This is a genomic window from Ornithinimicrobium kibberense (genome assembly GCF_006519705.1).
In the GTDB taxonomy this organism is placed as follows: Bacteria; Actinomycetota; Actinomycetes; order Actinomycetales; family Dermatophilaceae; genus Ornithinicoccus; species Ornithinicoccus kibberensis.
This window is the reverse complement of the sequence record NZ_VFXM01000004.1, coordinates 204655-231640: the sequence shown is the minus strand read 5'-3', so window position 1 is coordinate 231640 and position 26986 is coordinate 204655. Positions and strand designations below refer to the sequence as shown.

At 73.5% G+C, this 26986-nt stretch carries 25 protein-coding genes and 1 pseudogene; 7 read left to right on the top strand and 19 right to left on the bottom strand.

The window, feature by feature from the left end; all coding sequences use genetic code 11:
• Positions 1-1313, bottom strand: a pseudogene (locus FJR00_RS05000) (hypothetical protein); the annotation flags it as partial.
• A 546-nt stretch (positions 1314-1859) separates the two neighbouring features.
• Between FJR00_RS05000 and FJR00_RS04995 the strand changes: the two are divergent.
• A complete protein-coding gene (locus FJR00_RS04995; protein WP_141337733.1) occupies positions 1860-2936 on the top strand; it encodes a hypothetical protein in 1077 nt (358 codons plus the stop codon).
• A gap of 100 nt (positions 2937-3036) precedes the next feature.
• On the opposite strand, the gene FJR00_RS04990 is transcribed toward FJR00_RS04995, so the two are convergent.
• Positions 3037-4245: an ATP-binding protein gene (locus FJR00_RS04990; protein WP_075957922.1), complete on the bottom strand. Its 1209-nt coding sequence runs from the start codon at positions 4243-4245 to the stop codon at positions 3037-3039.
• Positions 4246-4360: 115 nt separating this feature from the next.
• Between FJR00_RS04990 and FJR00_RS04985 the strand changes: the two genes are divergently transcribed.
• Positions 4361-5182 carry an HAD family hydrolase gene (locus tag FJR00_RS04985; RefSeq protein ID WP_141337732.1) on the top strand — a complete coding sequence of 274 codons (822 nt, stop codon included), beginning with the start codon at positions 4361-4363 and terminating at the stop codon, positions 5180-5182.
• An 11-nt stretch (positions 5183-5193) separates the two neighbouring features.
• On the opposite strand, the gene FJR00_RS04980 is transcribed toward FJR00_RS04985, so the two are convergent.
• The 5 genes from FJR00_RS04980 to FJR00_RS04960 form a co-directional block, all read right to left on the bottom strand.
• Entirely contained in the window at positions 5194-5523 is a 330-nt protein-coding gene (locus tag FJR00_RS04980) for a rhodanese-like domain-containing protein (protein WP_083664087.1), read from the bottom strand.
• Between the two features lie 62 nt (positions 5524-5585).
• Complete coding sequence (locus FJR00_RS04975) at positions 5586-6446, bottom strand: Fpg/Nei family DNA glycosylase (RefSeq protein WP_141337731.1); 861 nt, start codon at positions 6444-6446, stop codon at positions 5586-5588.
• Positions 6439-7569 (bottom strand): App1 family protein, encoded by a 1131-nt coding sequence (locus FJR00_RS04970; RefSeq protein ID WP_141337730.1) that lies wholly within the window; start codon positions 7567-7569, stop codon positions 6439-6441. The genes FJR00_RS04975 and FJR00_RS04970 overlap by 8 nt, the downstream gene beginning before the upstream one ends.
• A gap of 62 nt (positions 7570-7631) precedes the next feature.
• Entirely contained in the window at positions 7632-9404 is a 1773-nt protein-coding gene (locus FJR00_RS04965; protein WP_141337729.1) for a peptidoglycan-binding domain-containing protein, read from the bottom strand.
• Positions 9405-9669: 265 nt separating this feature from the next.
• Positions 9670-11454 carry a bifunctional metallophosphatase/5'-nucleotidase gene (locus tag FJR00_RS04960; protein WP_141337728.1) on the bottom strand — a complete coding sequence of 595 codons (1785 nt, stop codon included), beginning with the start codon at positions 11452-11454 and terminating at the stop codon, positions 9670-9672.
• Positions 11455-11706: 252 nt separating this feature from the next.
• On the opposite strand from FJR00_RS04960, the gene FJR00_RS04955 reads away from it, so the two are divergent.
• A complete protein-coding gene (locus FJR00_RS04955; protein WP_141337727.1) occupies positions 11707-12024 on the top strand; it encodes a hypothetical protein in 318 nt (105 codons plus the stop codon).
• A gap of 177 nt (positions 12025-12201) precedes the next feature.
• Positions 12202-13230: a MerR family transcriptional regulator gene (locus FJR00_RS04950; protein ID WP_141337726.1), complete on the top strand. Its 1029-nt coding sequence runs from the start codon at positions 12202-12204 to the stop codon at positions 13228-13230.
• 16 nt (positions 13231-13246) lie between these two features.
• Here FJR00_RS04950 and FJR00_RS04945 read toward each other — a convergent pair whose 3' ends face one another.
• From FJR00_RS04945 to FJR00_RS04910, 8 genes are all read right to left on the bottom strand, one after another.
• Positions 13247-14317: an NAD(P)H-binding protein gene (locus tag FJR00_RS04945; protein WP_141337725.1), complete on the bottom strand. Its 1071-nt coding sequence runs from the start codon at positions 14315-14317 to the stop codon at positions 13247-13249.
• A 34-nt stretch (positions 14318-14351) separates the two neighbouring features.
• Positions 14352-15086 (bottom strand): CPBP family intramembrane glutamic endopeptidase, encoded by a 735-nt coding sequence (locus tag FJR00_RS04940; protein WP_141337724.1) that lies wholly within the window; start codon positions 15084-15086, stop codon positions 14352-14354.
• A gap of 7 nt (positions 15087-15093) precedes the next feature.
• Complete coding sequence (locus tag FJR00_RS04935) at positions 15094-16068, bottom strand: ABC transporter substrate-binding protein (protein ID WP_141337723.1); 975 nt, start codon at positions 16066-16068, stop codon at positions 15094-15096.
• A gap of 64 nt (positions 16069-16132) precedes the next feature.
• Positions 16133-16765, bottom strand: coding sequence for an HAD-IA family hydrolase (locus FJR00_RS04930; RefSeq protein ID WP_141337722.1), 633 nt, complete (start codon positions 16763-16765; stop codon positions 16133-16135).
• Positions 16766-16778: 13 nt separating this feature from the next.
• Positions 16779-17468, bottom strand: a complete 690-nt coding sequence (locus FJR00_RS04925; protein ID WP_075957904.1) for an ABC transporter permease — start codon at positions 17466-17468, stop codon at positions 16779-16781.
• Positions 17465-18106 (bottom strand): ABC transporter permease, encoded by a 642-nt coding sequence (locus tag FJR00_RS04920; protein WP_141337721.1) that lies wholly within the window; start codon positions 18104-18106, stop codon positions 17465-17467. Before FJR00_RS04920 ends, FJR00_RS04925 begins: the two co-directional genes overlap by 4 nt.
• The gene (locus FJR00_RS04915; protein ID WP_141337720.1) at positions 18103-19206 is read right to left on the bottom strand and encodes an ABC transporter ATP-binding protein; all 1104 of its coding nucleotides are present in this window, start codon (positions 19204-19206) and stop codon (positions 18103-18105) included. The genes FJR00_RS04920 and FJR00_RS04915 overlap by 4 nt, the downstream gene beginning before the upstream one ends.
• Before the next feature lie 267 nt (positions 19207-19473).
• Positions 19474-20658, bottom strand: coding sequence for a M14 family zinc carboxypeptidase (locus tag FJR00_RS04910; RefSeq protein ID WP_141337719.1), 1185 nt, complete (start codon positions 20656-20658; stop codon positions 19474-19476).
• Positions 20659-20812: 154 nt separating this feature from the next.
• On the opposite strand from FJR00_RS04910, the gene FJR00_RS04905 reads away from it, so the two are divergent.
• Complete coding sequence (locus FJR00_RS04905; RefSeq protein ID WP_141337718.1) at positions 20813-21520, top strand: HAD family hydrolase; 708 nt, start codon at positions 20813-20815, stop codon at positions 21518-21520.
• A gap of 31 nt (positions 21521-21551) precedes the next feature.
• Positions 21552-23042 carry a GTP cyclohydrolase II gene (gene ribA / locus FJR00_RS04900; protein WP_238330307.1) on the top strand — a complete coding sequence of 497 codons (1491 nt, stop codon included), beginning with the start codon at positions 21552-21554 and terminating at the stop codon, positions 23040-23042.
• Here ribA and FJR00_RS04895 read toward each other — a convergent pair.
• Genes FJR00_RS04895 through FJR00_RS04880 form a run of 4 tightly spaced genes read right to left on the bottom strand, consistent with a single transcriptional unit; the run spans position 22956 to position 26278 of the window.
• Positions 22956-23729 carry an SAM-dependent methyltransferase gene (locus FJR00_RS04895; RefSeq protein ID WP_141337717.1) on the bottom strand — a complete coding sequence of 258 codons (774 nt, stop codon included), beginning with the start codon at positions 23727-23729 and terminating at the stop codon, positions 22956-22958. The two genes, ribA and FJR00_RS04895, sit on opposite strands and share 87 nt — an antisense overlap.
• On the bottom strand, positions 23726-24883 hold the full coding sequence (locus FJR00_RS04890) for a glycosyltransferase family 4 protein (RefSeq protein ID WP_141337716.1): 1158 nt from the start codon (positions 24881-24883) through the stop codon (positions 23726-23728). Before FJR00_RS04890 ends, FJR00_RS04895 begins: the two co-directional genes overlap by 4 nt.
• Positions 24880-25263, bottom strand: coding sequence for a 6-pyruvoyl trahydropterin synthase family protein (locus FJR00_RS04885; RefSeq protein WP_141337715.1), 384 nt, complete (start codon positions 25261-25263; stop codon positions 24880-24882). Before FJR00_RS04885 ends, FJR00_RS04890 begins: the two co-directional genes overlap by 4 nt.
• Before the next feature lie 49 nt (positions 25264-25312).
• Positions 25313-26278, bottom strand: a complete 966-nt coding sequence (locus FJR00_RS04880; RefSeq protein ID WP_202876592.1) for a zinc-dependent alcohol dehydrogenase — start codon at positions 26276-26278, stop codon at positions 25313-25315.
• A gap of 65 nt (positions 26279-26343) precedes the next feature.
• On the opposite strand from FJR00_RS04880, the gene FJR00_RS04875 reads away from it, so the two are divergent.
• Positions 26344-26895, top strand: coding sequence for a CDP-alcohol phosphatidyltransferase family protein (locus FJR00_RS04875; protein WP_181409496.1), 552 nt, complete (start codon positions 26344-26346; stop codon positions 26893-26895).
• Positions 26896-26986 lie beyond the last annotated feature (91 nt).

Genomic DNA, 26986 nt, shown 5'->3' with positions numbered 1-26986 from the left:
AGACGCCCGACCGAGTCACGCCCCATCACGTCGGCAACGCCATCACCGTTGAAGTCCAGCCGCGCACGTGTGCCACTGACCATGAAGGTGACCTGAGCCGGAGGACTTGTGTTCTTCGCCCGGTCGACCGACCTGACCCGGACCGTCTGCTCACCGGGCGGCAGGCGCAGCGTGACGGGCAGCGACGTCGGCGCGAACTCGCCATCCACGGCGTACTCGGTGGTCGTGCCGTCCTCGACCTGCGCGTCCAGAACTACCCGTTCGGGAACGCTCCCACCCGGCGCCGGCGAAGTGATGCGGGGAGGTGCCGGCGGGGTGGTGTCGACGGCGAAGGCCACGCGTACCGTCTCCGACCCATCCACCTGCCGAAGGGCGAAGTCGTAGCTCCCGTCGACGAGCGCCGCCGAGGTGAAGGACTCACCGCCGCACTCCACCCAGACGGGCTCCTCGCCGGCGCCGCTCACCGCGCACTCGACAGCAAGGCCGTCCGTGCGGATGGTGAAGGTCGGCGTGGGGTCATTGGTCCAGCCTGGGTCGGGGGCGACGGATCCATCCGCGAGCGTCGGGCCCCCGACGATCTTGAGGCCCAGCGGAACGGCGTGGATCGCCCCCGAGCCTGGTGTCGCAGGATCGGAGTCCGACGCGACCAGGACCTTGCTGTCGAACCACCCCAGCCCCGAGACGTTCGTCTGCCCGGTGAGCCACTCCCTGTCAACTGCTCCCGAACCGAGGTCGACCCGTTCGACGACGTCGCGCCCCGGGCCCCTTCCCGACGTACCGACCAGGAGCTCGCCGGTCACATCGGACAGCAGCAGTGCCGAGGAGTCGGACACCTCGACGGCTGGCCCCGTCTCCTCCGTGCCGCGGCGTCCCTGTGGAGGCAGGTCGAGGACGGTCACGCCGTCGGACTCGGCCAGGTAGAGACGACCGGCCTCGGTGGGCTCCTCGGCGAAGGCGACCGAGCGAGCACCCGGCGACGTCGTGAACCCGACGGTACGGACATGTGGCTGTTCGGCTCCCGGGTCGTCGATGCGGAGCACGGTGCGGGCGTTCTCCATCACGACGTAGGCGCCACCGTCGGCCGCTGCGACGACGGCCGACGGCCGCACGAGGTCGTCCAGGACGGTCAGGTCCCCAGCGGGACGATAGGAACCGGCGGCAGCATCCCACCGGGCACGGACGATGAGGGGCGCGCTCCGGTCGGGAATGAGGACCACTTCCAGGCCAGGGCTCTCCGGGTCGGTGTCGAACCCGGCCGGAACTCCCGGCAGGCCAACGGACGACCCGGCGTCTGCGCCGCCGAGGCACGTCATCTCCTCTATCGTCCCAGAGGTCGTTGCGGTGAGCCTGCAGAAACCTGCCTTCGAGTCCGCGACCCAGACCTGCCCTCGAGGGTCGGTGACCGTCCCGCGGACGTCTGTCACGGACGCAGCGACCGGTGCCGGCGCCGAAACCGCGTGCACGGGGAGCGCGAGCGCGACCCCTACGGCGGCCGCTGCGAGCACGGCAGCTGGCCTGGACAACGGCGCTCCTTCCCGTGGACTCGGTCGATCCAGCATAATCGGTGGCGAACCTGAAGGAGGGACCTGGTGAGCTTCGCCCTGTCGACAAGTGCGGTCGACATCACCCCCGCGCCGGGCACGAATCGCTACCTGGCGGGGTACGGGAGCCAGACGACCCCCCGTTCGGTCAGCACGGACGAGCCACGCAGACCCCTCATGGCCCGATGTGTCGTCCTCTGGGACGATGAACGGCCTGTAGCCGTGGTCAGCCTCGACATCCTCGGCCTCCCCCGGTCGATGAACCAGCGACTGCGTCCCCGGTTGCGTGAACTGGCGGCCTGGGCGGATGCGGACGTCATGATCGCAGCGACCCACACCCACAACGGGCCCGTCGTGGTCGACTACCTCCACCCGTTCGCCACTTACGGACTGGTGGACCTGGCCGGGATCCAGGCCTACAGCTCCTGGCTCGAGGACACGGTCGTCGACCTCGTCCGCACCGCCCTCCTCGCAGACCGGACACCGGTGACTCTCGACTACACCGTGGCCACCGAGACCTTCGCGTACAACCGCCGCGGACTGTCCTACGTCGAGACGGCCGTGCCCGTGATGGTCGCCCGTTCCGCCCAGGGCGACCCCCGTGCAGTGGTCTTCGGGTACGCGGCCCACCCGACGGCCGGAGGACTGCGCTCACAGTTCGACCCCGACTACCCGGGAGGTGCCTGTGCCGAGATCGAGGCGGCCTACCCTGGGTGCATCGGCCTCTTCCTGCTCGGAGCCGCCGGCGACCAGGGCCCGCTCGGCATCACGGGTCTCGACAGCGCCGACGCCCTCGGAGCCAGGTTGGGGGCGACCGTGCTGGAGGCCGTAGCACGGCGCGGCCGGCCCGTGGATGGGCCGGTCCGAACCCAGCTCACCGAGATTCCCCTCCCCCTGGAGATCTCGACGGACGCAACGACGCTCGCCAACTTCCGCAACGCCTTCGTGGAGCGGCTGAAGAACCTGGAGGGCCAACCGGCCTACTACCAGCGACACGCCGAGATCATGATCGCGCGAATCGACACGGGCAACATCAGCACCACCGTCCCTTTCCTCGCCCGCCTCTGGACCTTCGGTGGAGCGGATCCTCTTCGGCTCCTCTTCACCTCCGGTGAGCTCGTCAGCGGGTATGCGGTCTACTTCCGCGCACGCCACGGAGGCGCCGAGCGGCTGTGGGTGGGGGGCTACGCCGATGAGCTCCCCTGCTACATCCCGAGCAACGAGTTCTTCCCGCCTACCATGCCCAACGGTAGTTACGAGGGCGGCTGGGCCGCCGACTTCCCGGCTGTCGCGGCGGGAAGCATGGCGGCCTACGGCTGGGCGGCCCACTTCCGCTACGGGGCTGGTGGGGTCGAGCAGGCGGTGATCGCCGGGATCGGCTCCCTGCTCGCCTGAGCTCCGCGGCGGCCCGGACCACCGCGGGACTGGCCGCTCTGTCTAGCGCATCCGAGCTCACCGGCAAGCCTCTGGACCCTCCCTCCGCCACGCGGACACCTCAGGCCTGGGCCCGCAGGTACCTCCCGAAGTGCGGCACGGTGAACGCGATCCGGCCCCGCTCGCCGCTGTAGATCAGCCCCTTCTTGAGCAGGGCGTCCCGGGCCGGCGACAGCGACTGCGGCTTGCGGCCCAGGTGGGCGGCGATGTCGGCGGTGGCCACCGAGCCGACCTCGTCCACCTCCTGACCGGCCTCGACCTGCTGGGCGGCCAGGTCGGCCATGGCCCGCAGGTACTCCCGCTCCCCCGGAGTCGCCCGCTCGTAGCGCGAGCCGAAGAAGCCCACCGCCAGCTCCTCCTCGGCGTCGGGCGCGGCGACCCGCACGTCCTCGGCGGTGATCGGCGACCGCGGGGCCAGGTCCCAGACCTCCTTGCCGTAGGCCTGGATGAAGTAGGGGTAGCCGCCGGTCGCGGCATACATCGCCTCGAGAGCGTCCTGCGCCCACTCGGCGTCCTCGTCCGCGGCGGGGTTCTGCAGCGCGCGGACCGCCTCCTCGCGGGAGAGCCGGTCGATCCGGTTGTAGCGGAACAGCCGCTCGGAGTAGGACTTGCTCGCCGACAGCACCGCCGGCAGGTGCGGCAGCCCGGCCCCGACGACGATGACCGGCAGCGCCGACTGGCTCAGCTCGTGGCAGGCCGCGCAGACGGCCGAGACGTCCTCGGGCGCCAGGTCCTGCATCTCGTCGATGAAGACGGCCACGCCCTTGCCGACGTCCGCGGCCAGACCGCCGACGTCGGTGAACAGCTCGACGAGGTCGATCTCGATGTCACCGGAGTCGGCCCGGCCGCTGATCGCAGGGACGTCGATGCCGGGGTTCCACCGATCGCGCAGCTTGGCGCCGGGCTGGTCCTTCTGCGCGAACGCCTTGATGACGCCCAGGACGTGGTCGAGCTCCTCGCCCCTGGGGTGGCCCAGCTCGCGCACGGCCACGTGGAGGGCGGCCGCCATCGGCCGGCGCATGCCCTGGTCGGGCCGCGCCTCGTACTTGCCGGTCCCCCACCGCGCCCGCACGGCCGTGCTCCGCAGCGCGTTGAGCAGGACGGTCTTGCCCACCCCACGCAGCCCGGTGAGGATCATCGAGCGCTCGGGTCGGCCCCGCTGGATGCGTTCGAGCACGACCTGGAATCGTTGGAGCTGCTCGTCGCGGCCGGCGAGCTCGGGCGGGCGCTGGCCGGCGCCGGGGGCGTAGGGGTTTCGGATCGGATCCACCATCGGACCGTATGCCGTTCTCTAGCGTGGGAGGCAGAGACACGCAGAGAGAAGCAGAGGCGGCGCTCGCTCGCACCGTCTCCTCCCCTCTAGCCACCCGGCTAGAGTGGGACAGATGCGCCCAGAAGACCTCTCCCGGGTCCCGCTCGGGGAGCGCCTCACCGTCCGCCACCGACTGGCCGACGGGCGGGCCAGCGACGTCGTGGGACACCTCGTGGGGCGCGACGGGCAGACCCTGGTCCTCGACACGCGCCGTGGCCGGGCGGTCGTCCGGCTGACGGACGTCGTCGTGGCACGGGTCGTGCGGGCCGTCCCGTGGCGGGTGGCCACCTTCCTCGAGCGCGCCGAGGTGGCGGTGCTCGACCTGGACGGGGTGCTGCGCGACTTCGACACCGAGGGCCACGTCGGCCGCGCCGCCGCCGAGCTGGGCACCGACCTGGAGGGCCTGCTCGAGGTTGCCTTCGGCATCGACGAGGCGATGGCCATGCTCACCGGGCGCTGCACGCACGCGGAGTGGGTGCAGGCCCTCGAGACCAGGCTGCTGGACGACGGTCACCATCCGCCCGCGGTCGAGCGGCTGATGACCGTCTGGGTCGAGGACCGGGGCACCCCGGTCGCCCCGACGACCGAGCTGGTCGACCGGCTCTGCGCCGCCGGGACGCCGGTGTTCGTCTTCACCAACGGCACCGACCGGGTGCCCGAGGAGCTGGAGCACATCGGCCTGGGCCACCTGGTGCCCGCCCTGATCAACGCCTGCGACCTGGGCGTGGCCAAGCCCGACCCCGAGGCGTATGCGGTCGCGCACGCCGAGATCGAACGTCGCCTCGGGCGCACGGTCGGGCGGGAGCAGGTGCGCTTCACCGACGACCGGCCGCACAACGTCGAGGCGGCCCGGGAGTTCGGCTGGCAGGCCCGGATCTTCACCCCGCCGTCCTGACGGGCCCCCCGTCAGAGGACGGTGGGCTCCCCGTCGCCCTCGGCGGCCATCGCCTTGCCCTGACGCTTCCAGGCCTGCATGCCCCCGTCGACGTTGACCACGTCGAACCCCTGCATGACCAGCCACTGCACGGTACGGCCCGAGCGGCTGCCGGTGCGGCAGATGACGGGCAGCGACTCGTCGGTGATCGGCACCTCGTCCAGCCGCGCGGGCACGTCACCCATGGGCAGGTGGATGGCACCGGGCGCGTGCCCGGCGGCGAACTCGTCGTGCTCGCGCACGTCCACCACGAGGGCGTCGTCGGGGATCTCGTCGACGGAGACGGTGGGGATCTCGCTCATGTGGGCCATCCTCCCACCGCGACCGACCGGGCTCCACCGCAGCGGGAACCCCCCCCCCCCCGCTACCGCAGCAGCCGGGACATCCGCCGGTCGGCCAGCTCCTTGCCACCGGTCTGGCAGGTGGGGCAGTACTGCAGCGAACGGTCGGCGAAGGAGACCTCCCGCACCGTGTCCCCGCAGACGGGGCACGCCTCGCCCGTGCGCCCGTGGACGTTCATCCCGGCCCGCTTGGCGTCCTTGAGCTCGGCGGCGGGCCGCCCCTCCGCGGCCATCACCGCGGCGTTCAGCGTCGTGCGCAGCGCCTCGTAGAGCCGGGCCACCTCCTCCTCGGTGAGCGTGGCGGCGATCGCGAAGGGCGACAGCCGGGCAGCGTGAAGGACCTCGTCGGAGTAGGCGTTGCCCACGCCCGCCAGCACCGACTGGTCGCGCAGCAGCCCCTTGACCTGGGTGCGCCGGCCCTCGAGGAGCGCGGCGAACTGCTCGGGCCCGAAGTCGTCGGCCAGCGGGTCCGGCCCGAGGGAGGCGATGCCGGGGACCGCGGAGGGGTCGGGCACGACATACGCCGCCAGGCCCTTGCGCGTGCCCGCCTCGGTGAGGTCGAAGCCGGAGTCGTCGTCGAGCCGGACGCGCAGGGCGATCGGGGACTTCCCGGGGCGGACGCGGGTGGCGGGGACCTGCTCGTACCACCGCAGCCAGCCCGCCCGGGCCAGGTGGAAGACCAGGTGGGTGCCGTCGACGTCGAGGTCGACAAACTTGCCGTGCCGGTGCACCCCGTCGACCGGGCGGCCCACGAGCGAGTCCGGCGGCGGGTCGAAGGTCTTGAGCACCGCGATCGAGCCCAGCTCGACGTCGGTGACGACCCGGCCGACGGCACGACCGCCGAGGAAGTCCACGAGGGCCTGCACCTCGGGCAGCTCAGGCATCCTCGCCCTCCTCCACCTCGGCGTCCGGGACGGCGGCCAGCCCGCTGCCCGGGTCGGGCGTGGCCGGCCCGTCGACCTCCCGGCGGTGCTGGCGGGCCGCGACGAGCAGCTGGTGCAGGCCGTAGCCGTTGGGCGCCTTGAGCATCGGGGCCTTGGCCCGCTTGCCCAGCAGCTCGTCGGTGGCCACCGGCAGACCGCTGGAGAGCACCTGCTCGGCGGGGGTCAGCTCGCGGATGCAGATCGCCTCGACCGCGTCCGGGTGCTCGGCCGCCAGGGTGCCGTAGATGACGGGGTCGTGCTGGCCGTCGTCGCCGACGAGGATCCAGCGGATGTGCGGGAACTCCTCGACCAGCCGGCGCAGCTCGCGCTCCTTGTGCTCCTGCCCGGAGCGGAACCACCCGGTGTTCGTCGGCCCCCAGTCGGTCAGCAGCATCGGGCCCACGGGGTAGTCGTGCCGGCGCAGGAAGCGGGTCAGCGCCGGGGCGGTGTTCCAGGCGCCCGTGGACAGGTAGAACAGCGGCATCCGCGGGTCCTCGGCGACCAGCGCGCGGTACATCGAGCCCATCCCGGGCACCCGCTCGCGCACCATCTCCGAGCGGACGAAGGTGTTCCAGCCGGCGATGAGGATACGTGGAAGGTGGGTGATCATCACCGTGTCGTCGATGTCGCTGACCAGCCCCACCTCGGCCTCCGGGTCGACGACGTGGACGGACACCGTCACCGAGTCGCCGTTGGGCAGGGAGACGCTCGCGTCGTGCCAGCCCGGGGCCAGCCCGTGGCCGGGCACCTCGACGTCGACGTAGCCGCCCCGGTCGCTGGTTGTGGTGACCGTGGCCCGCCCCATCCGGACGACGACCTCGGCACCGACCTCGGGGGCGGTGAGGAAGACGCGCCAGCCCCGCTGGGCGATGTCGAGCAGCGAGTCCTGCGCGTGGGTCAGCGCGGTGCGTTCGTGCGGGTCGTGGCGCGACAGGACGACCCGGGCGAACACGCGGGCCCGCTCGGTGCTGGCGTAGCCGGTGTAGCCGAACAGCCGCTGCTGCCACCCGCGCTTCACCAGGGACGACCCGACCCGGGCGCGGACGGAGTCCTCCAGCCGGGCAGCGATGTGGGGGCGCGCCATGGGGATCAGACTAGCGGCGCCCACCGTCAGGTATGCGGCGCGCGTGCGCTTCGGCGCCTGCGTCAGTCGGCCGCGGCGACGGAGGCGTCGTGCTCGGCCGCCGCCTGCTCCTCGGCGGCGCGCTCGGCCTCCCGCCGCTCGCGGGCCGCCGCGGCACCGGGCGCACCCTCGACGGTGCCGGCCTCCAGGGCGACCTGCTCGACCGCGACCCAGGTGGGACCGTCGACGACGCCGGTGACCTCCAGGCCGGCCGCCTGCTGGACCTGCCGGACCGCCTCGGCGGTCATCGGGCCGAAGCTGCCGTCGGTCTCCAGGTCGAGCAGCCCCTGGAGCAGGGCCACGGCGCCCCCGGCGTGGTCGCCCTCGGGCCGGAGGGTGCCGTCCGGGTCGGCGACCCGGTCGAGGTCGCCCTGCTCCAGCTCCAGGTCCCGCACGGCGGAGGTCGGATGCGCGGTACGCTCGGCGGTCAGCCAGGTCAGCGGGGTGACCACGGCGGCGTCCTCGGCCCGGCGGTCGGCCTGGGCCTGCAGCACGGGCACGGTCGCCTCCCACTCGGCCAGCGCGGCCGCGGTGATCGGGCCGAAACTGCCGTCCGTCTCGACGCCGAGGAACTCCTGGAGGACCGTGACGGCCTCGCCGGTGTCGCCCTGGGCGAGGGTGGTGCGCAGGTGGGGCGTGAAGGCCGTGGTCTGCCAGTCGGCCCGCTCGGGGGGTCGGACCGTCGCGGGCAGCTCGCCCAGCTCCCAGCCGAGCAGCGCGGCGTAGGTGAAGTCGTCGGCGATGCCGGTCACGGGCAGGTCGTGCTCGGTCTGCCAGGCGATGAGCTCGGTCCGGGTGCGGTCGTCGAGCACGCCGCTGACCGGGAGCCCGAGCTGCTCCTGGAGCATCGCCACGCCGCCGCCGGACTCCCCGGGGCGCACGCGCTGCATACCCGTGGCCGGCGCCGCCGTCAGCGCACCCTGCTCGCACGCGGTGACGCGGGGCAGCTGGTGCAGCGGGGCGTACTGTCCCGGGACCACGTCGCACGGGCCCAGGTCGGGCTCGGTCACGGCGACGCCCGTCCACCACGAGGTGCGCATCTGGGCACCGTCCCAGGTGAACGAGAAGTGGATGTGGTCGGTGTGCGGGGTGCCGGTGTAGAACTGCCATCCGCGGCCGTCGCCGTGCCAGATGAGGCCGTTCCAGATGAGGTACTCCAGGCCGAACCGGTCGGCCATCTCGCCGTCGTTGTCGGTGAGCCACACGATGACCGAGTCGGCGATCTGCCGGTCGGCCGGGTCGAAGGCGTTGAGCGGCCAGTCCAGGCCGCGGCCGTCGTGGTGGAAGCTGGCGTAGTCGATGCAGGGCCGGGAGCCGAACCACGTGGGCCGGTCGTAGTGGCCGGTCACGAGCAGCGCGAAGGCGACCACCCCGGGGCGGTCGACCGGGTCGCAGGAGACCTGCTGGGCGAACGGACCGCGCTCGTCGACCTCGACCGGCAGCGCCTCGTTGACCGGCGGCTGCGGGACCACGGCCGGGTCGGCCGGGACCGGGGAGAAGACGGCCGGCCCGCCCGCGTTGCCGTTGGGCACGTAGCCGGTGGCCGTGGGCGGCGGGGAGACGGGCGCCGGAGCGGGGGCGGGTTCCGTGGTGCCCTGGTCGGCAGGCGGCGCGGTGGCTACGCCGGGATCCGCCGGCTGGGCGGGGGCACCGCCCTGGGGATCCACGGGCACGGGCTCGGGGTTGGCCAGGGCCGGCGAACCCCCGAGGGCCAGGGCGCCGGCGAGCAGGGCCGTCGCACTCCACCGGGCGGCTGCGGCCACCGTGCTCCGGCGGGATCCCCCTGCTGCTGACATCGCTGCTCTGCTTCCTGTCACCACTGACGACCTGCACGAGACCCGTCACGGGGGCCCGCGTCGAGGCAACTCTATGCCGCCGTCGGCCCGCTGACCAGAGGGTTCGCACCCTCTTTGCCCTCCTGTGACCAACCAGTCACCGGCGCGAGTCCCACCTGCCACATGGGCCCCATCCAGGGGTCGCCGGAGACGGCGGACGGGCCACCCCCGAGGGGATGGCCCGTCCGTCGTCGTGCGTTACTTCGGCCGGCGGCCGCTCAGCGGGTCACAGCCCGTTGACGCGGTCCTCCGGTGCCTCGAGGTCGGGGTGGGCCTCGAGGTAGGCGACCAGGTTTGCCAGGTCCTCCGGACCGCCGGCGACCAGGGTGCCCTCGGTGAAGGCGGTGAACGAGTCCCCACCCTCCGCCAGGAAGTTGAGGGTGCCCACACGGTAGGTGGCATCGAGGTCGATCGGTTCACCGTGCAGATACATCGAGCCCTCAACGACGGACATGGTGTCGGGGTTCCAGGTGTAGCTGAACCCTTCGGAGACCCCGAGGGCCAGCATGGGTCGCGTCCCGCGGTCGTCGATCGGCTGGTACTGCTGGTTGAGGACCTCCTCGATCTGGGCACCGGTCATCTCCAGCGTGACCAGAAGGTTGCCGAAGGGGGCCACGTCGTAGGCCTCCGCGTAGGTGATCTCCCCGGGGGCCTCGCCCGCGCTGATCTCGTCGACGAGGAGCTCGCTGCGAACTCCTCCGACGTTCATGAACGCGACGTCCGACTCGGCGTCCTGGGTGCCCCAGAGGATGACGTCGGCGATGAGGTCCGCCATCGGCGTCTCAGTCGCACGGCTGCTGTTGGAGTCGCCTGTGATGTCCTCGGCCACCGTCCCCACCACCTGCGCGGCGAAGACGTCGGAGAGGGCCATCCACTTGTCCACGATCGACTGAATGGCCGGGTCACCCACCCCCTCGAGGTCGACGACGTGGTTCGTGGCGTCGACCGAGTCCCGGACCACGTCGCCGCTTCGACGGTCGACCTGCAGGTCGATCTCGGTCAGGACGCGCGCGTAGTCGCCCGAACTCGTCACCGGACGGAGAACGCCGTCCGGGTCGGGCAGGTCGCAGATGTAGGCGGCGTGGGTGTGCCCGGTGAGCAGCCCGTCCACGGCCGGAGTCACTGCCTCGTTGATGTCGAGCACCGCACCAGAGAGACCGTCGCAGCCTGCGTTCACGGACTCCGTCGTGATGACATCCGGGTAATCCCCGGCGTAACCACCCTCGTGCATGGTGACGAAGATGGCGTCGATTCCCTGGGCCTGCAGCTCCTCGGCGTAGGCGTTGATGGTCTCGGCCTCGTCGAGGAAGTCGACGGCGGCGACCCCGGAAGGGGAGACCAGGGCAGGCGTGGTGGACGTGACGATCCCGATGAAGGCGACCTCCACACCCTGGATGCGCTCGACGTGGTAGGGGGGCAGGATGGTCTCCCCGGAGTCCTTCCAGACGACGTTGGCTGCGAGGTACGGGAAGTCCGCGCCCTGGTAGGGGGTCTCGAGGTACTGCCCGTCCTCCGGGTGGTTGCCACCGTGCACCATGCGCATGAGCTCGTCGACCCCCTCGTCGAACTCGTGGTTGCCCACGGAGGCCGCGTCGAGACCCAGCTCGTTCAGGACGTCGATGGTCGGCTCGTCGTGGAACAGGCCGGACTCGAAGGTGGATCCTCCGATGTTGTCGCCGGACGAGACGGTCACCGAGTTGCGGTCGCCGGCCTCGGCCCGCAGCTCGTACGTCAGGGCCCCGAGCTGGGGGGCGTGCTGGATCCGGCCGTGGAAGTCGCTGGTGTGCAGCAGTTGCACGTCGACCATCTGGCCGGGGGGCGTGCCCTTCTTGCCGTTGTTGCTGCCCGGGCCCTTGTTGGGGTTGTCGGCCTTGTCGTGCCCCTTGGCCTTGCCGTGGGGGGCGGTGTGGGCCTTCTCGTTGGCCTTGTCGCTGGGCGCTGCGACCGCGGTGGCGCCGACCATGGAGGTGGCCGTCACCGCGGCGAGCGCGAGGGCGAGAGTTCGCTTCATTGCTGGATCTTCTCCCTGATGCTGTTCGTGGGGGACCGTCGCACGGTACCCCGTCCCCGAGCCAACGACGACCGTACCCGCCGACCGCCCGCTTGTCTTCCCCCTGCGTTCATCCGGGCGACACCGACGGTTCCCGGCCTGGGGCCACAGCCATTGAACCGTCTTTAGACAAACACTTGACAAACCTTCGTGGACAGGTTCATTCTGGGATCACCGGGTCGACGCCGACCCCCACACACCAGGAGGAACCCCATGAAGAAGATCGCCGGCCTTGCCACCGCCACCGCCCTCGCCCTCACCGCCCTGGCGGCGCCCGCCGCCAGCGCCGCCCCCGCGGGCAAGCCCGACACCGCCTGCATGCAGGCCGGGATCGCCACCCTCAAGGAGGTGGGCCTGTTCTCCACCGTGGCCAAGGAGGGCTTGCCCATCGCGGCGGCCGTCTCCGTGGGCGTCACCGTCCGTGAGGGCGCCGACATCTCGGGCCTGCCCGAGGTCCTGCCCCTGTCGGTCGTCCTCGCCGACCACCGCGCCGGCGACGACAGCCTCTTCGTCTACCCCTGGTGCAACTGACGCCTGGTACCGATCCCCGCACGGTCCGCGCCCAGGGCCCGGAGCACCATGCTCCGGGCCCTCGGTGCGTCCGCCCCGCACGACCGACCTGACTGTCCAGCCTCCGTCCAACCCTCGGGCTAGGCTGGGGCACCACCACCCCGCAGGTCGACCCCGGAACCGAACCCAGGAGGTGCCATGACGGTCCGCTACACGGTCAAGCAGGTCAGCGGACTCACCGGCGTCGCGGCCGACCGGCTCCGTGCGTGGGAGCGCCGCTACGGCGTCGTCGAGCCCGGGCGCAGCGAGTCGCGCTACCGCCTCTACGACGACGTCGACGTGGCCCGCCTCCGCAAGATGGCCGAGCTGGTCCAGGCCGGCACCCCGGCCTCCCTCGCCGCCGAGCAGGTCCGCGACCTCCGCGCCATCACCGGCCGCGACGGCACCGTCTCCCTCGTCCGCGCAGGCTCCCCCGGCCGCGGCGGCGAACAGTCCTCCGGTCGCGACGAGGCCGCACACCCCGACGACGGGCAGACTTCGACCCCGACGTCCGACGACGGCGCGTCCCGCCGTGACGGCTGGGTCACCCTGGACCTGTCCTCGACCGGCCTGCCCCCGGTCGAGGCGCTCATCCCGCCCGCGCGCTCCCTCGACCGCATCAGCCTGGACCGGACGCTCGACCAGGCGTTCTCCGTCGGCTCCTTCGAGCTCGTCTTCGAGCGCTGGCTGACCCCGGCGCTGGCCCGCCTGGGCAAGGCCTGGGCGGACGGCCTCATCGACGTGGGCGGCGAGCACTTCGTCAGCGCCGCCGTCCACCGGCGGCTGAGCAGGGCCTTCGAGGCGGCCGGCCCACAGGACGGCGGACCCGTCGTCATCGTCGGCCTGCCTCCCGGCGCCATGCACGAGCTCGGCTCTCTCGCCCTGGCCACGTGCCTGCGCCGCCTGGGCGCCGACGTGCGCTACCTCGGCCGCGACCTGCCGGTCACCAGCTGGACGCACGCGGTCGAGCAGCTGCGGCCGGCGGCGGTCACCGTGTCGGTCCCGGTCGCCAGCGACGACGCGAGCGCCCGGGTCCTCGTCGAGGTGCTCGCCCGCACCCCGGACCCGCCGGCGATCTACGTCGGCGGCCGCGGCTGCGGGACGGACTGGCCCGAGGAGCTCGGCGCGACCCGTCTCGAGGGCGGCGTCGTCGAGGCCGCTCGTTCGATGGTCGCCGAGCTGCGCTGAGCCGCCGGCCCCGGCGTCACCTCCGCCGGGCGAGCACCTTCCCGAGGGCGAGCAGCCCCATACCCGCCCCGACCCCGGCCGCGACCTTCGGGCCGATCTCGCGGACCGGGTCCGGCGAGGCGTCGGCCATCGCCAGCCGCACCGCCTCGCGGTAGGGCGTGCGGCCGCCCTCGGGCTCGCCGACCAGCTCGAGGATGTCGTCCTCCTTGCAGACCACCTCGTGCACGAGCGAGCCGACCAGCGGCTTGCCCACCCCCGCAGACACCGGGGTCACCAGGCCGACCCAGTGCCCCGCCAGCCACGGCGTCAGCACCGGCAGCGTGACGATGAACCGCCGCCGCATCCCGTTGACCTGCGCGAACGCCTGCATCATCTCCTCGTAGGTCAGCACGTCGGGCCCGCCGATGTCGAAGGTCCGGTCGACGTCCGCCGGCAGGGAGGCCGCGCCGACGAGGTAGTGCAGGACGTCGTCGATCGCGATCGGCTGGATGCGGTTGTGCAGCCACTTCGGCGCGACCATGGCCGGCAGCCGACCGGTGAGGTAGCGCAGCATCTGGAAGCTCACCGACCCCTCGCCGATGACCACGGCCGCCTGCAGCACGGCGGTCGGGACGCCGGAGTCGAGCAGGATCTCACCGACCTCGACCCGCGAGGCCAGGTGCGAGGACAGCTCGCCGTCGGGGTGCAGGCCGGAGAGGTAGACCAGCCGCGAGACGCCCGCCGTCAGCGCCGCCGAGGCGAACGTGCGGGCCATCCGCCGGTCCCGCTCACGGAAGTCGCCCTCCCCGTCCATCGAGTGGAGCAGGTAGTAGGCGACCGCCACCCCCTCCATCGCCCGGCCCACGTCGTCGGCGTCCTGGGCGTCGCCCTCGACGACCTCGACCCGGTCGGCCCAGTCCTCGGTCAGCCGGGCGGCCGAGCGGGTCAGCACGCGGACGCGGTAGCCGGCGTCGAGCAGCCGCGGCACGAGCAGGCCGCCGATGTAGCCGGTCGCCCCCGTGACGAGCGCGAGGGAGCCGGGTCCGGGCGGTCCGCCGAGCAGGTCGGCGTCGAGGTCGGTCGGGGCGGGTGCGGCGGGCTCGGTCATCGGGACTCCAGGTGGGAGGAGGGGGTATGCGGTGTCAGCGCAGCAGGGACATCAGGGGTGGCAGGAGGAGCAGCATGCCGGCGGACCAGGTGATGTGGGTGATGATCGGGGCCAGCACGCCGCCGGTGACCCGGCGCTGGAGGGAGCACACGACCCCGATGAGCACGGCGGCGAGGACGAGGAGGGGCACGCCGACGGCGACCGTCACCACGGCATACACGACGACGTTGCCGACGACCGCCCAGTGCCGGGGCAGGGCGGCGTAGAGGGCACCGCGGAAGAAGAGTTCCTCGGCGACCCCGTTGAAGACGGTGATGACCAGGACCACCCACAGCACCCCGGCGCGGGCGTGGTCGAGCAGGCCCTCCACGGGCTCGGCGAGCAGCGGGACCCGTGAGACGAGCAGCGCCCCGGCGAGGAAGAACGCCAGCAGCAGCAGGCCGAGGGCGATGGGCTGGACGACCGGGACGACGTAGCGGGTGCCCTCGCGGGTGTTGGCGCGGCCGCGGCGCAGCGGGCCCGAGGCGAAGGCTCCCCCGGCCCACACGACCGCGAGGACCGCCGTGCCGTAGTAGAACGTCGGGTCGCCCGGGGGCAGCGACAACGACCACCACAGCAGGACGGCGCCGACGGCCAGGGTGAGGACGACGACCACGCGGCGGCGCCGGACGACCTCCGGCGGGTCCTCGGACCGGCCGGGGACCGGCTTGACCAGCGCCGCCTCGACGAAGTCGCGGAGCTCGTCGACGACCTCACGAACCGGGTTCACCGTCGGGTCAGAGGTTCTCGTCGAGGAACTCGCGGGCCACCTCGGCCGGGTCCTGGCCCTCGGTGACGACCTGGACCATCATCTCGGTGAGGTTCTCGGTCGTCAGCGCGTCGGAGACCTCGTTGAGCGCCTCCTCGACCGTGCCGTTGACCTTCTCGGTGCTGATGAGCGGCACGACGTTCTGCGCGGCGAAGAGCGACTCGGGGTCCTCGAGCACGACGAGGTCGTTCTCCTCGATCGCCGGGTCGGTGGTGAAGATGTTGGCCACGTCGACCTGGCCGTTGACCAGGGACTGGACGGTCAGGGTGGCCCCGGCCGACAGCGAGCGGAACTGTGCGAACTCCAGCCCGTAGACCTCACGCAGGCCGTCGACGCCGTTGGGCCGCGACTCGAACTCCGGCGGCCCGCCGAGCACCAGGTCCCCGGCGTGCGGCTCGAGGTCGGCGATGGAGGTCAGCCCGAGCTCGTCGGCGGTCTCGCTGGTGACGACGAGGGAGTCCTTGTCCTCGGCCTCGCTGATCTGCAGCAGCTGCAGGCCCTCGGGGAGGTTCTCCTGCGCCTCGGCGAGGACCTCCTCGGAGGAGGTCACGGTGATCTCCGGGTTGAGGTAGGTGGCCAGGCCGCCGGTGTACTCCGGGATGAGGTCGATCGACCCGTCCTCCAGGCCGGCCATGTAGGTCTCGCGGCTGCCGATGTTGAGCGTGGTGGACACCTCGACGCCGGCGTCGGAGAGCGCGGCGGCGTAGATCTCCGCGAGCAGGACGTTCTCGGGGAAGTTGGCCGAGCCGACGACAACCTCACCGACGTCGCCACCCCCCGCGGCCCCGTCGTCCGTCGAGCCGTCGTCGTCGGTCGACCCGCCGTCCTCGGCCGAGCCCTCGCTCTCGGAGGTCTCGGCGTCCAGCGGGTCTCCGCCGCCGCCGCAGGCGCTCAGCGGGACCAGGGCGGCGACGGTCAGGGCAAGGATCGAGCTGCGCTTCATCAGGGTTCCTCCCCGGTGGTGGATGTCGGGAACCAGCCTGCCACAGCAGGCTCCGCGCGGCTCCTCAGGCGGGGAGCCCCAGGAGCCCGAGGACCTCGCGCAGGTCGGTGATCCGGCGGGCGTCCGGGGCGTCCAGCGGGATCTCGGGCGTCTCCAGCAGCACGCCGGGGACCCCGGCCGCGAGCGCCGCCGCCACGTCGCCGGGACGGTCGCCGACGGCCAGGACGTCGTCGGCGTCGAGCCCGTGGCGGCGCAGCAGCTCCAGCGGCATCTCCGGGTCGGGCTTGCGGGCGAAGCCGTCGGGGGCGCAGACCATGTCGTCCACGTCCAGGCCGAGGGTGCGCAGCAGCTGGGTCGCGCTCTCCCGGTCGCGGTGGGTCGCGACGAGGTTGAGCCCGCCGGCCGCCGTCACCGCGGCCAGCACCTCGTGCGCCCCGGCCACGGCCGGAGGCGGGTCGGTGCGCCAGGTCTCCTTGGTCCTCTCGTATGCCGTGCGCAGCCGGGTCTCGGGGACGCCGTGCCGGCGGGCCAGCGTCTCGATCGCGTGGCCGCTGGAGACGCGGGTGAGCCCGGCGACCTCGCGCAGCTCGTCCTCGCCCACCGCGTCCTCGCCGTGGACGGCGACGGCCAGCGCCCGGTCGACGTCGGGGTAGCTGTCGACGAGGGTGCCGCCGAGGTCCCAGATGACAGATCTCATGGGGCCATTGTGGCTATCCGGCGGAGGCGTGGCGCAGCCCCGGCGAGACGGCGGCCCGCTGGACGAGCGCCAGGACCTGGTCGACCAGGAGCGCCAGGGCGGCGACGGCGATCGAGCCGCCGGCCATCATCGCGTAGTCGCGGCTGGCCTGGCCGTCGATGAGGAACCGGCCCAGCCCGCCCAGCCCCACGATCGCGGCGATGGTGGCCGTGCCGATGATCTGCAGCATCGCCGACCGCAGCCCGGACATGATGAGCGGCAGCGCGCCGGGCACCTCGACCTGGCGGAGCACCTGGGCGCCGGTCATCCCCATCCCGCGGGCTGCGTCCCGGGCCGCCGGGTCGGTGGCCTGGACGCCGGCGTAGGTGCCCGACAGGATCGGCGGGATCGCCAGGAGCACGAGGACGATGAGCGCGGGCGCCTCGTAGGCCCACTCCCCGCGCAGACGGGGCAGGAGGAGCAGCACGGCGATGAACAGCACACCGAGCGAGGGGATGGCCCGGAAGGCGCCGGTGAGGTTGACGGCCAGCCAGCGCAGCCGCCCGGTGTGCCCGACCCACAGGCCGATCGGGACGGCGACGGCCGCGGCCGCCAGGAGGGCGAGGAAGGAGTAGCGCAGGTGGGCCAGCGACTGGGCGAGGATGCCGCCCTGGCCGGTCCAGTTCGCCGGGTCCAGGAGCCACTGGAAGGTCTGGCCGATCATGCGCCCGCCCCGCTCCGCAGCCAGGGGGTCAGCACTTTGGACAGACCGGCGATCGCCGCGTCGAGGGTCACCGCCAGCACCACGCAGGCGAGCACCCCGACGACGATCGGGCCCATGGCGTTGCGGTTGAACCCGTCGGTGAACAGCATCCCCAGCTGGCTGACGCCGATGAGGGCGGCGATGGAGACGATCGAGACGTTGCTGACCGCGGCGACCCGCAGGCCCGCGGTGATGACCGGCACCGCCAGCGGCAGGTCGACCGACACGACCCGGCGCAGCTCGCCGTAGCCCATCGCGGTCGCGGCCTGACGCACGTGCCCCGGCACCGAGCCGAACCCGTCGGCGACCGTGCGGGTCAGCAGGGCGACCGTGTAGAGGGTCATCGCGACCAGCACGTTGGCGTCGTCGAGGATCCGGGTGCCCAGGATCAGCGGCAGCATGATGAACAGCGCCAGCGAGGGGATCGTGTAGAGCAGCGAGGTGCCGGCCACGACAGGGGTCTGCAGCCAGCGGCTGCGCGCGGCCAGCCACCCCAGGGGCAGGCTGACGAGCAGCCCGAGCAGCAGCGGCACCCCCGCCAGGTAGAGATGGCGCAGCGTGAGCTGGCCCAGCGTCTCCCAGGCGACGCCGCCGATCACGGGGTCTCCCCCGGCCTGCCCGGCGGGGTGGCCACGTGGCCCTCCCGGCGCATGGCGGCCAGCACCTCGTCGGCGGTCACCGTGCCCACCAGGTGCCCGTCCTCGACGACCACGCCGCGGCCGCTCGGCGAGGACAGCGCCGCGTCCAGCAGCGTCCGGGCGCTCGCGCCGGCCTCGGCGACGGTGCCGAACCGCCGGACCTTCTCGGCCGGCACCGGACCGCCCCAGCCGGCGACGTCGACCCAGCCCTGCGGCATACCCTCCTCGTCGGCGACCAGCACCCAGCCGGACCCGGCCGCTACGCTCTCGCCCACGCGCACCGTCCGCTCCTGCCGCACGGGCACGTCGGGGGCGGCGAAGCTCAGCGCCCGGTAGCCGCGGTCCTTGCCGACGAAGTCCGCGACGAAGTCGTCGGCCGGCTCGGCCAGCAGCTCGGCCGGGGAGGCGAACTGGGCCAGGTGCCCGCCGTAGCCCATCACCGCGATCTTGTCGCCCAGCGTGAGCGCCTCGTCGATGTCGTGGGTGACCATGACGATCGTGATCCCCAGGTCCTGCTGCAGGCGGCGGACCTCGGCCTGCAGGTCGCCGCGGACGATCGGGTCGACCGCGCTGAACGGCTCGTCCATGAGCACCACGGTGGGGTCGCCGGCGAGCGCCCGGGCGACCCCGACGCGCTGCTGCTGGCCGCCGGAGAGCTGCGCGGGGTAGCGCTTGGCCTGGTCCTGGGTGAGGCCGACCTTCTCGATCGCCTCGATCGCCGCCGCGCGCGCCTTCCCGCGGTCCCAGCCGAGCAGCCGCGGCACGGTCATGACGTTGGCCAGCACGGTGCGGTGGGGGAAGAGGCCGGCGTGCTGGATGACGTAGCCGATGTGCCGCCGCAGCTGGGCCGCCGGTCGCCGCGAGATGTCCTCGCCCTCGAGCAGGATCCGCCCCGAGGTGGGCTCGACCATCCGGTTGATCATCCGCAGGCTCGTGGTCTTGCCGCAGCCGGACGGCCCGACGAGGACGGTGATCCCGCCGCGCGGCACCTCCAGCGACAGGTCGTCGACGGCGACGGTGCCGTCGGCATACCTCTTGGTGACGTCCTCGAACCGGATCATGGGGTCAGACGCTATCGGCTGGGTCGCCCTCCGGCCTCCCGGCGTGTCGCGCACTGTGCAGCCGGCCGCTCGGGCGTCTGCCACCCCCGTCCCGGCGTGTCGCGCACCGTGCAGCCACCGCTGCGGCGTGTCGCGCGCTGGGGCACGGTTCTTGCACAGGCCGTCCCGGCGTGTCACGCACAGGATGCCGTCCGGCCAGCCGAGACAACGAGCAGGACCCGCGCCGCACAGCAGCAACGCGGGTCCTGCTCCAGTCGGTCCGACCGGTCAGTTGCTCGGACGCCGGTCGTCGGGGGCCTCGAAGACCCGGGTCGGGATCTCCTCGTAGTCGTCCGGGTCGAGGTCCGCGATCGAGCCGTCGGCGACCGCCGTGACCAGGCCCTTGAGCCCGATCTCGACCTGCTTGGTCAGGAAGCCGTTGCGCTTCTGCCCGTCGTACTGCGTCTGGCTCGACGTCTCGAAGAGCACGGTGGCGCTGCCGCGGAGGGCGAAGGACCCCAGCGCGGTGCCCGGCAGGTTGATGTCCTGCGGGTAGAGCGTCAGGTGGCCGAGGCCGGAGTTCCCCTGACCCTGGAGCGCGTCGTAGACCGCCACGTTGGCACGTCGGGAGGCGTCGTAGTCGAACTCCGGCCAGTCGCCGAACTCGGTCGGGTCCGCGATGAACCGGCCCGAGATCGACAGCGGCGACATGTTGTTCGTCCCCTCCTGCGAGTAGCAGGACCACTGGTTGTGCAGGTCGACGAAGTAGTCGACGGTCCCGAACTCGTCCTCCAGGCCTCCATAGACGTCGCGGACGGTCTGCGCCTCGGGGGTGATGTACCACCCGGTGTCGGCGCTGCTCCCCGGGAAGTCCTCCGGCTGGGGCACGTAGTCCAGATCGGGGTTGAAGTCGCGGTTGACGTCGAAGCCAGGGACCGACTCCCGGTAGTTCCAGGCAGGCTCCACGCCCTCCAGCTGCGGGAAGGCTGCGAGCACGTCGTCCCAGCTCATGGCGTTCTGCCGGGTGTCGTTCTCACCGCCGTCCACGTTGAGCCGGGGGATGGCCACGATCGTGACGTTCTCCCGGATCATCGCGGCCTCCGCGGTGTTGCCGCCGAACTCCTTCAGCAGGCTGAGCAGCGCCTCGGTGCCGTGGTTCTCGTTGCCGTGGATCTGGCTCTGGACCAGGATCACGGTGTCGCCCGTGCCGACCCTGGCCTGGTAGATCTCCCTGCCCTCGTTGCTGTAGCCGGCGACCTCGACGTCTACGGCCCCCTTCGAGGTGCGCTCGATCCGGTCCAGCTCCTTGCTCAGCTGGTCGTGGTTCACGAAGGCGTCGTTGTTGTTCCCCGGCTCGAGCCCGCAGTGCGAGTTGACCGGGACGGCCGTGGCTGCCAGGGGCGCTGCTGCGGCGGCGGCACCCACGAGGGCGACGGCGGACAGGCTGGCGGTGAGCGACGTGCGGTGTCTCATCGGGTCTCCTTCGACGATGGTGGGGTCCGACCAACCCATCGGCTACCCGCGCGTAGCTCAAGAGCTCTTGGCCGAACCTTGACCGGATCCGAACGCCCCCTTGACCCCGTTGCGCACCGGCCCGGCACGGACCCGCCCGTCTAGTCTCGACGGGGTGACGAACCCCCAGAACGACCGTGCTCGGGCCCTCGTCGACGGCGCCGACGTGCTGCTCGTCGACTTCGACGGGCCCCTCGCCCGGATCTTCCCCGGCACCACCTGGCTGGAGGTGTCGGCGGACCTGCGCCGGTATGCCGTGGAGCGCGCCGGTGCCCACCTCGCCCCGGTGCTGGGGGACGAGCCGGACCACGTGCAGGTGCTGCGGATGATCGGCGAGCACGCGCCGCAGGTCGCTGGCGACGCCGCCGACGTGGTGACCCGGCTCGAGCTCGAGGCCGCGCGGACGGCCCCGCTCCAGCCGGGGGCCCTGGAGTTCCTCGACGAGGCGCTGGCCCGGTCGGCCCGTGTCTTCGTCGTCACCAACAACGACCCGGGCGTCGTCGCCGCCGTGCTCGACCGGCACGTCCCGGGGCTGACCGCCCGGCTCCACGGGGTGCACGGCCGCACGGCCGGCCGCACCGACGACCTCAAGCCCGCCCCCGACCTGCTCCTGCGGGCGCTGGCCCAGGTTCCGGTGCAGCTGCCCTCCGTCTTCCTCGGCGACTCGGTCACCGACGTCCTGGCCGGCGCCGCCGCCGGGGTCCCGGTCGTCGGCGTGGCCCAGGACGCGCAGCGACGCGCCGACCTCCTGGCGGCCGGCGCCCGGGCCGTGGTCGCCGACCTGGGGGAGCTGCTGCATACCCCGGGGGCCGGTCCGGCGTGAGCCGCCCCCGGCCTCGCGAGATACTGGCGGGATGTCGATGGATCCCGTCTCCGAGGACCGCTTCGCCATGATCGAGCGCATGGCGGACACCGTGCTGCCCACCCGGCACGGGACCTTCCGGATGACGGCCTACCGGGACGACACCGGCGAGGAGCACGTCGTCGTCAGCGTCGGCATCCACGACGACGACCCCGTGGACGCCCCGGCCCCGCTCGTGCGCGTCCACTCCGAGTGCCTCACCGGGGACGCCCTGGGCTCGCGGCGGTGCGACTGCGGCGAGCAGCTCCAGCACGCGCTGCACCTCATCGCGCAGGAGGGCCGCGGCGCGGTGGTCTACGTCCGCGGGCACGAGGGGCGCGGCATCGGCCTGGCCGAGAAGCTGCGTGCCTACGAGCTGCAGGACGCCGGGGTCGACACCGTCGACGCCAACCTGCGCCTCGGGCACCCGGCCGACGCCCGGACCTACGACCAGTCCGCCGCGATGCTCGCCGACCTCGGCGTGCGGTCGGTGCGCCTCCTGTCGTCCAACCCGGCCAAGGAGCAGGCGCTGACCGGCCTCGGCATCACCATCGAGGAGCGGCGGCCGCTCATCGTGCCGACCCGGCCGGAGAACCAGCGCTACCTGGAGACCAAGCGCGAGCGGATGGGCCACGACCGGGACGCCCTCGACGAGTGGGAGCTGCTGCGGGCCGGCCGGGTGCCCTCGGACGGGGTGCTGGCCGACCGCTACGGTCCACTGGTCGCCGGCGGCCGCCCGGAGCCCCTGGTGCTCGCGCAGCTCGGGCAGAGCATCGACGGGTTCATCGCCAGCCGGACCGGCGACGCGGAGTACGTCACCGGCGACGCCGACCGCGAGCACCTGCACCGCCTGCGCGCGCTCGTGGACGCCGTCGTCGTGGGCGCCGCGACCGTGGCCGCGGACGACGCCCGGCTCACCGTCCGCGCGGTCCCCGGCGACAACCCCGTCCGGGTCGTGCTCGACCCGCGGGGCGTCCTGCCGCGGGACACCGCCACCCTCACCGACGGCGCCGCCCGGACCCTGTGGGTGGTCGGGCCGAAGGTCGCGGTCCCCGACGGGCTCGCCGACCACGTCGAGGTCGTTCGCTGGGAGGACGACGGCCCGATGGCGCCCCACCAGGTCCTGGAGCTGCTCGCCGCCCGCGGGCTGACCCGGGTGCTCGTCGAGGGGGGCGGCCGGCTGGTCTCGGCGTTCGTCGAGGCGGGTGCCGTCGACCGGCTCTTCCTCACCACGGCCCCCGTGCTCATCGGGGACGGCGTCCCCGGCCTGCGGGTCGGCGGGACCGACCGGCTGGCCGACGCGCTGCGGCCGGCCGCCCGTCGGTGGGTGCTGGGCGAGGACGTCGTCACCGAGTTCGTGCTGAGGGACGGCGCGACCAACGCACCCGAGGGCGGGGCCACGGGGCGGGGCTGGGCCTCACGCCCCCCGCTGCGCTCCGTCGGCCCAGTCCCGGCCGAGGACGAGCAGGTCCACGTGGTCGACCAGGACCCGCAGGGCGCCTGACTCCATCTGCGCCGCACGCCGGGCCTGCCACTCGCGCAGCACCTCGGCGGACGCAGGCTCCTGCCCGGCGGCGTCCTCGACCCGCTCCTCGAGCCAGCGCGCCAGCAGCTCGCGGTGCCGGCCGTCCGGCCCCGGACGGCCGTCCCGCCGCTGGTGGTCGTCGAACGCCCGCGCGAGCACGTCGTCGACCGGGTCGGGCGGCTCCCAGCGCACCTGCCCGGTGACCGACAGCGACAGCAGCGCGATCCCTCCCGTCGCGACGACGCAATCGGCGAGGGCGGCCAGGTCGGCTGTCGTCAGCACGTCGAGCACGGCGTTGGCCACCACGACCGCGGCAGGGCCGACCGGGGCCCCGAGCCCCGCCACCTCCGCGGGCAGGTCCGTCAGCCCGCAGTGGATGCGGCGCGCGCCGTCGTGCCGGGGGTGGTCCAGCAGCTCCCGGTCGTGGTCGACGCAGACCCACTCCTGCTCGACCGGCAGCCGCGGCGACAGGTACCTCCGGTTCGCCCCCGTCCCGGCCCCGACGTCGACGACCCGCACCGGCCCCTGGTCGCGGTCCGGTCCGCGCAGGTGGGCGACCAGCCGCTCCAGCAGGTCGGTCGCCCCCCGGTCCCGCGCCTCCGCGTCGGCGGCCCACCGCAGGTCCAGCCAGTCGGGGCTGGCCCGCTGCGCCGGCTCGGTCGTCATCGCCCCAGTCTGGCGAGTGCGGCGTCCATCCGCTCGGCGGTCCGGTCCCACCCGCGCAGCCGCCCCCGGCGCGACACCGCCGCCTCGCGCCACGTCCGTCGCAGGTCCGCGCCGGTCAGCCACTCCCGCAGCACCTCCGCCAGCGGCTCCGGCCCGGCGACCTCGACGGCCGTCCCGGGAGCACCGCCCGCCGGCGGGTGCCCCGCCACGCCTGCCTCCCCCGCCAGCGCCTCGACCGCGCCCGTCCCGGCCGCCACCACCGTGGGTATGCCGTGCGCGTGCGCCTCGACCACGACCATCCCGTAGGTCTCGCTCCTCGAGGGGTGCACGAGCAGGTCGGTCGCCGCCCACGTGCGCTCCAGCGCCTCGCCGGTCATCGGCCCGGGCCAGTCGACCCGGTCGGCCAGCCCGAGCCCCTCGGCCAGCCGGAGCAGCCGGTCCAGCTGCTCGGGGTCGGGGGCGGGGCCGACGCACCTCGCGGTCCACGGCAGGTCGCGCACCCGGGCCAACGCCTCGAGCAGCACGCCGTGGTTCTTTCCCGGCGTGACCGCCCCCAGGGTCAGCAGCTGCGGACCGCGCGGCGGCGGCGTGCCCCCGGCGAGCGGGGCCGGCTCCGCGCCGGGCTCGGCGACCGCCACCTGCTCCAGCCCGTAGCGTCCCCGCAGGTCCTCCGCCGCGAAGCGGCTCGTCGCCACGACCGCGCCGGCGGCCCGCAGCGCCCGGGCCTCCGACCGGTCCATCGCCGCGGCGTCCTCCCCGCTCGCCCCGGCCCCCTCCGAGAGCACGGCGTGCACGAGCACCGTCGTCGGCCGTCGGGCGGCGCACCGCTCCACGACCTCCGGCGCCGCGCACCCGACCAGCCCGTCGAGCAGCACGGGCCCACCGCCCTCCTCGCTGTCGTGACACATCGGTCGTCGGGACGACCGATGGGTCACCGGAGCGGAGGGAGCCCCAAGCAGCACGTCCGCCAGCCCCGCCAGGTCCTCCTCCGTCGGCCGCGGCCACGACCCGGGCACCGCCTCCACGTGCACCTCGCGACCCCGGGCCCGCCACACGGCGGCGAGGAGCGCGTCATACCGGTCCCCGCCGCTGGGCTCCCCCGCCGGCCGCGCGGGCACGACGAAGGTCAGCGACGCCGCATGCCCCGGGCTCACCCCGTCAGGCTCCGGCGGTAGCTCGCCCACGCGTCCGGGTGCTCCCGCAGCGTCACCGTCAGCGCCTCGGGCCCGGTCGTGCCGACGGCCTCGGCCAGCCGGTCGGCCACCCACCGGGCCATCACCTCGGTCGTGGTGAGCATCCCGGCGAACTCCGCCATCTCGTCGAGGTTGCCGTAGGCGATCCGCCCCAGCACGCCCTTGAGCGCCTCGGTCGCCGCGCCAATGTCCATCACCACCCCGTGCTCGTCGAGGTCGGGCCGCTCGAAGGTCGCCTCGACGACGTAGGTCACCCCGTGCAACCCCTGCGCCGGGCCGAAGAACGGGTCGGGCAGCGAGTGGGCCAGCATGACGTGGTCGCGGACGGTGAGGGTGAACAACGCGGGCTCCTAGCGGTCGGGGGTCGGGGGGTATGCCGTGCGCGCGGGCTCAGGGGTAGGACACCAGGTGGCACAGGCCGGGGGCCCCGTCGGCCAGCCGGTCCATGAGGGCGGGCAGCTCGTCCAGCGGCGTCGGCCCGGCGAGCAGCGCGTCGAGCCGTTCGTCGGTCGCGGCCCGGACCGCCACCTGCCGCCGGTCGGCGTGGTCGCGCCGGGCGGCCCGGTGCGGGCTGACCCGGCTGACCTGGCTGGCGCGGACCGAGAGGCGGCGGGCGTGGAAGTCGGCGCCGAGGTCGACGGCGACGGTCCGGTCGCCGTACCAGGACAGCTCGACGACCTCCCCCTCGTCGCCGAGCAGCTCCAGCGACCGCTGCAGGCCGGCGGACGTGGCGGAGATGTGGAGGACGAGGTCGCAGTCGCCGGACGCCTCCTCCGGCGTCACGCCGACGGCGCCCAGGCCGGCCGCGAGCGCCCGCCGCTCCGGGTCCGGGTCGACGAGCTCGAGCCGGGTCAGCGGCATCCGGCCCAGCAGCGCGGTCACGCAGGCCCCGACCATGCCGCCGCCGACGACGGCGACCCGGTCGCCGTAGAGCGGCCGCCCGTCCCACAGCGCGTTGACGGCCGTCTCCAGGGTGCCGAGCAGGACGGCCCGCCGGTCCGGCAGGTCGTCGGGCAGGGGGGTGAGGGCCGTGACGGGCACGACATACCGGTCCTGGTGGGGGTGCAGGCAGAAGACGCGCAGTCCGACCCAGTCCGGCTCCCCGTCCTCGACGACGCCGACGGAGAGGTAGCCGTACTTGACCGGCCCGGGCAGGTCGCCTACCTGGAACGGCGCCCGCATCCGCTCCGCGACGGCCTCGGGCACGCCGCCGCGGTGCACGAGCAGCTCGGTCCCCCGGCTGACGGCGGACAGCGTCGCCCGCACCAGCGCCTCGCCCGGCCCCGGCGGGGCGAGCTGCTCCGTGCGGACCTCGCCGTGACCCGGCGGGACCGTCCAGTACGCCCGTGCCTCCATGTCCGCCATTGTGGCTGGTCGTCGCGGGCCGCGCCGGGCGGACGGCCCCCGGTAGCGTGCCGGAGGTGACCCGGCCCGCCGACCTGATCACCGCCGGACGTGGCGTGCTGGTGCTCGTCCTCGCGGTGGTCGTCCTGCGCGGGTTCGTCGACGGCGACGCGTGGGCGGGGGGCGACGGGCGGGACGCGTGGGCGTGGACGCTGGTGGCGCTGGCCGTGCCGGCCTGGGCGCTGGACGCCCTCGACGGGTATGTCGCGCGCCGGACCGGGTCGGTCACCGACCGTGGGGCGCGGCTGGACTCGGGCGTCGACGGGCTGCTCGTACTGGTCCTGTCGGTGGCGGTCGTCCCGCTCGCGCCGTGGGCGCTGGTCGGCGGGCTGCTGCTCCCGGTCTTCCTCGCGGTGCAGGTCGTCCGTCCGGCGTGGCGGCGCCCGCTGCCGCCACGGCCGTGGCGGCGGATCGCGGGCGGGACGACGACGGGGACGCTCGTGATCGGCATGGCCCCGGTGTGGCCCGAGGTGCTGGTGCAGGTGGCGGTCGCCCTGGCCGTGGTGCTCGTGACGTGGTCGTTCACGGTGGACGTCCGGTGGCTGGAGCGGCAGGTGGTGGGGGCGTGAGAGGCCCGTCGGCCGGGCTGCCGCGGCAAGTGTCGACGTCCGGTCCTGACGCGCCGTCGGGCGAGACCCCCGGAACACCGGTGAGCCCCCG

Excerpts from the sequence above, each read along its gene's own strand:
- FJR00_RS04975 (WP_141337731.1), bottom strand. The coding sequence starts at position 6,446 with ATGCCTGAGCTGCCCGAGGTGCAGGCCCTCGTGGACTTCCTCGGCGGT.
- FJR00_RS04985 (WP_141337732.1), top strand. The coding sequence starts at position 4,361 with ATGCGCCCAGAAGACCTCTCCCGGGTCCCGCTCGGGGAGCGCCTCACC.
- FJR00_RS04955 (WP_141337727.1), top strand. The coding sequence starts at position 11,707 with ATGAAGAAGATCGCCGGCCTTGCCACCGCCACCGCCCTCGCCCTCACC.
- FJR00_RS04965 (WP_141337729.1), bottom strand. The coding sequence starts at position 9,404 with ATGTCAGCAGCAGGGGGATCCCGCCGGAGCACGGTGGCCGCAGCCGCC.
- FJR00_RS04910 (WP_141337719.1), bottom strand. The coding sequence starts at position 20,658 with ATGAGACACCGCACGTCGCTCACCGCCAGCCTGTCCGCCGTCGCCCTC.
- FJR00_RS04895 (WP_141337717.1), bottom strand. The coding sequence starts at position 23,729 with ATGACGACCGAGCCGGCGCAGCGGGCCAGCCCCGACTGGCTGGACCTG.
- FJR00_RS04980 (WP_083664087.1), bottom strand. The coding sequence starts at position 5,523 with ATGAGCGAGATCCCCACCGTCTCCGTCGACGAGATCCCCGACGACGCC.
- FJR00_RS04880 (WP_202876592.1), bottom strand. The coding sequence starts at position 26,278 with ATGGAGGCACGGGCGTACTGGACGGTCCCGCCGGGTCACGGCGAGGTC.
- FJR00_RS04970 (WP_141337730.1), bottom strand. The coding sequence starts at position 7,569 with ATGGCGCGCCCCCACATCGCTGCCCGGCTGGAGGACTCCGTCCGCGCC.
- FJR00_RS04925 (WP_075957904.1), bottom strand. The coding sequence starts at position 17,468 with ATGATCGGCCAGACCTTCCAGTGGCTCCTGGACCCGGCGAACTGGACC.
- FJR00_RS04960 (WP_141337728.1), bottom strand. The coding sequence starts at position 11,454 with ATGAAGCGAACTCTCGCCCTCGCGCTCGCCGCGGTGACGGCCACCTCC.
- FJR00_RS04915 (WP_141337720.1), bottom strand. The coding sequence starts at position 19,206 with ATGATCCGGTTCGAGGACGTCACCAAGAGGTATGCCGACGGCACCGTC.
- FJR00_RS04950 (WP_141337726.1), top strand. The coding sequence starts at position 12,202 with ATGACGGTCCGCTACACGGTCAAGCAGGTCAGCGGACTCACCGGCGTC.
- ribA (WP_238330307.1), top strand. The coding sequence starts at position 21,552 with ATGTCGATGGATCCCGTCTCCGAGGACCGCTTCGCCATGATCGAGCGC.
- FJR00_RS04995 (WP_141337733.1), top strand. The coding sequence starts at position 1,860 with ATGATCGCAGCGACCCACACCCACAACGGGCCCGTCGTGGTCGACTAC.
- FJR00_RS04930 (WP_141337722.1), bottom strand. The coding sequence starts at position 16,765 with ATGAGATCTGTCATCTGGGACCTCGGCGGCACCCTCGTCGACAGCTAC.
- FJR00_RS04945 (WP_141337725.1), bottom strand. The coding sequence starts at position 14,317 with ATGACCGAGCCCGCCGCACCCGCCCCGACCGACCTCGACGCCGACCTG.
- FJR00_RS04935 (WP_141337723.1), bottom strand. The coding sequence starts at position 16,068 with ATGAAGCGCAGCTCGATCCTTGCCCTGACCGTCGCCGCCCTGGTCCCG.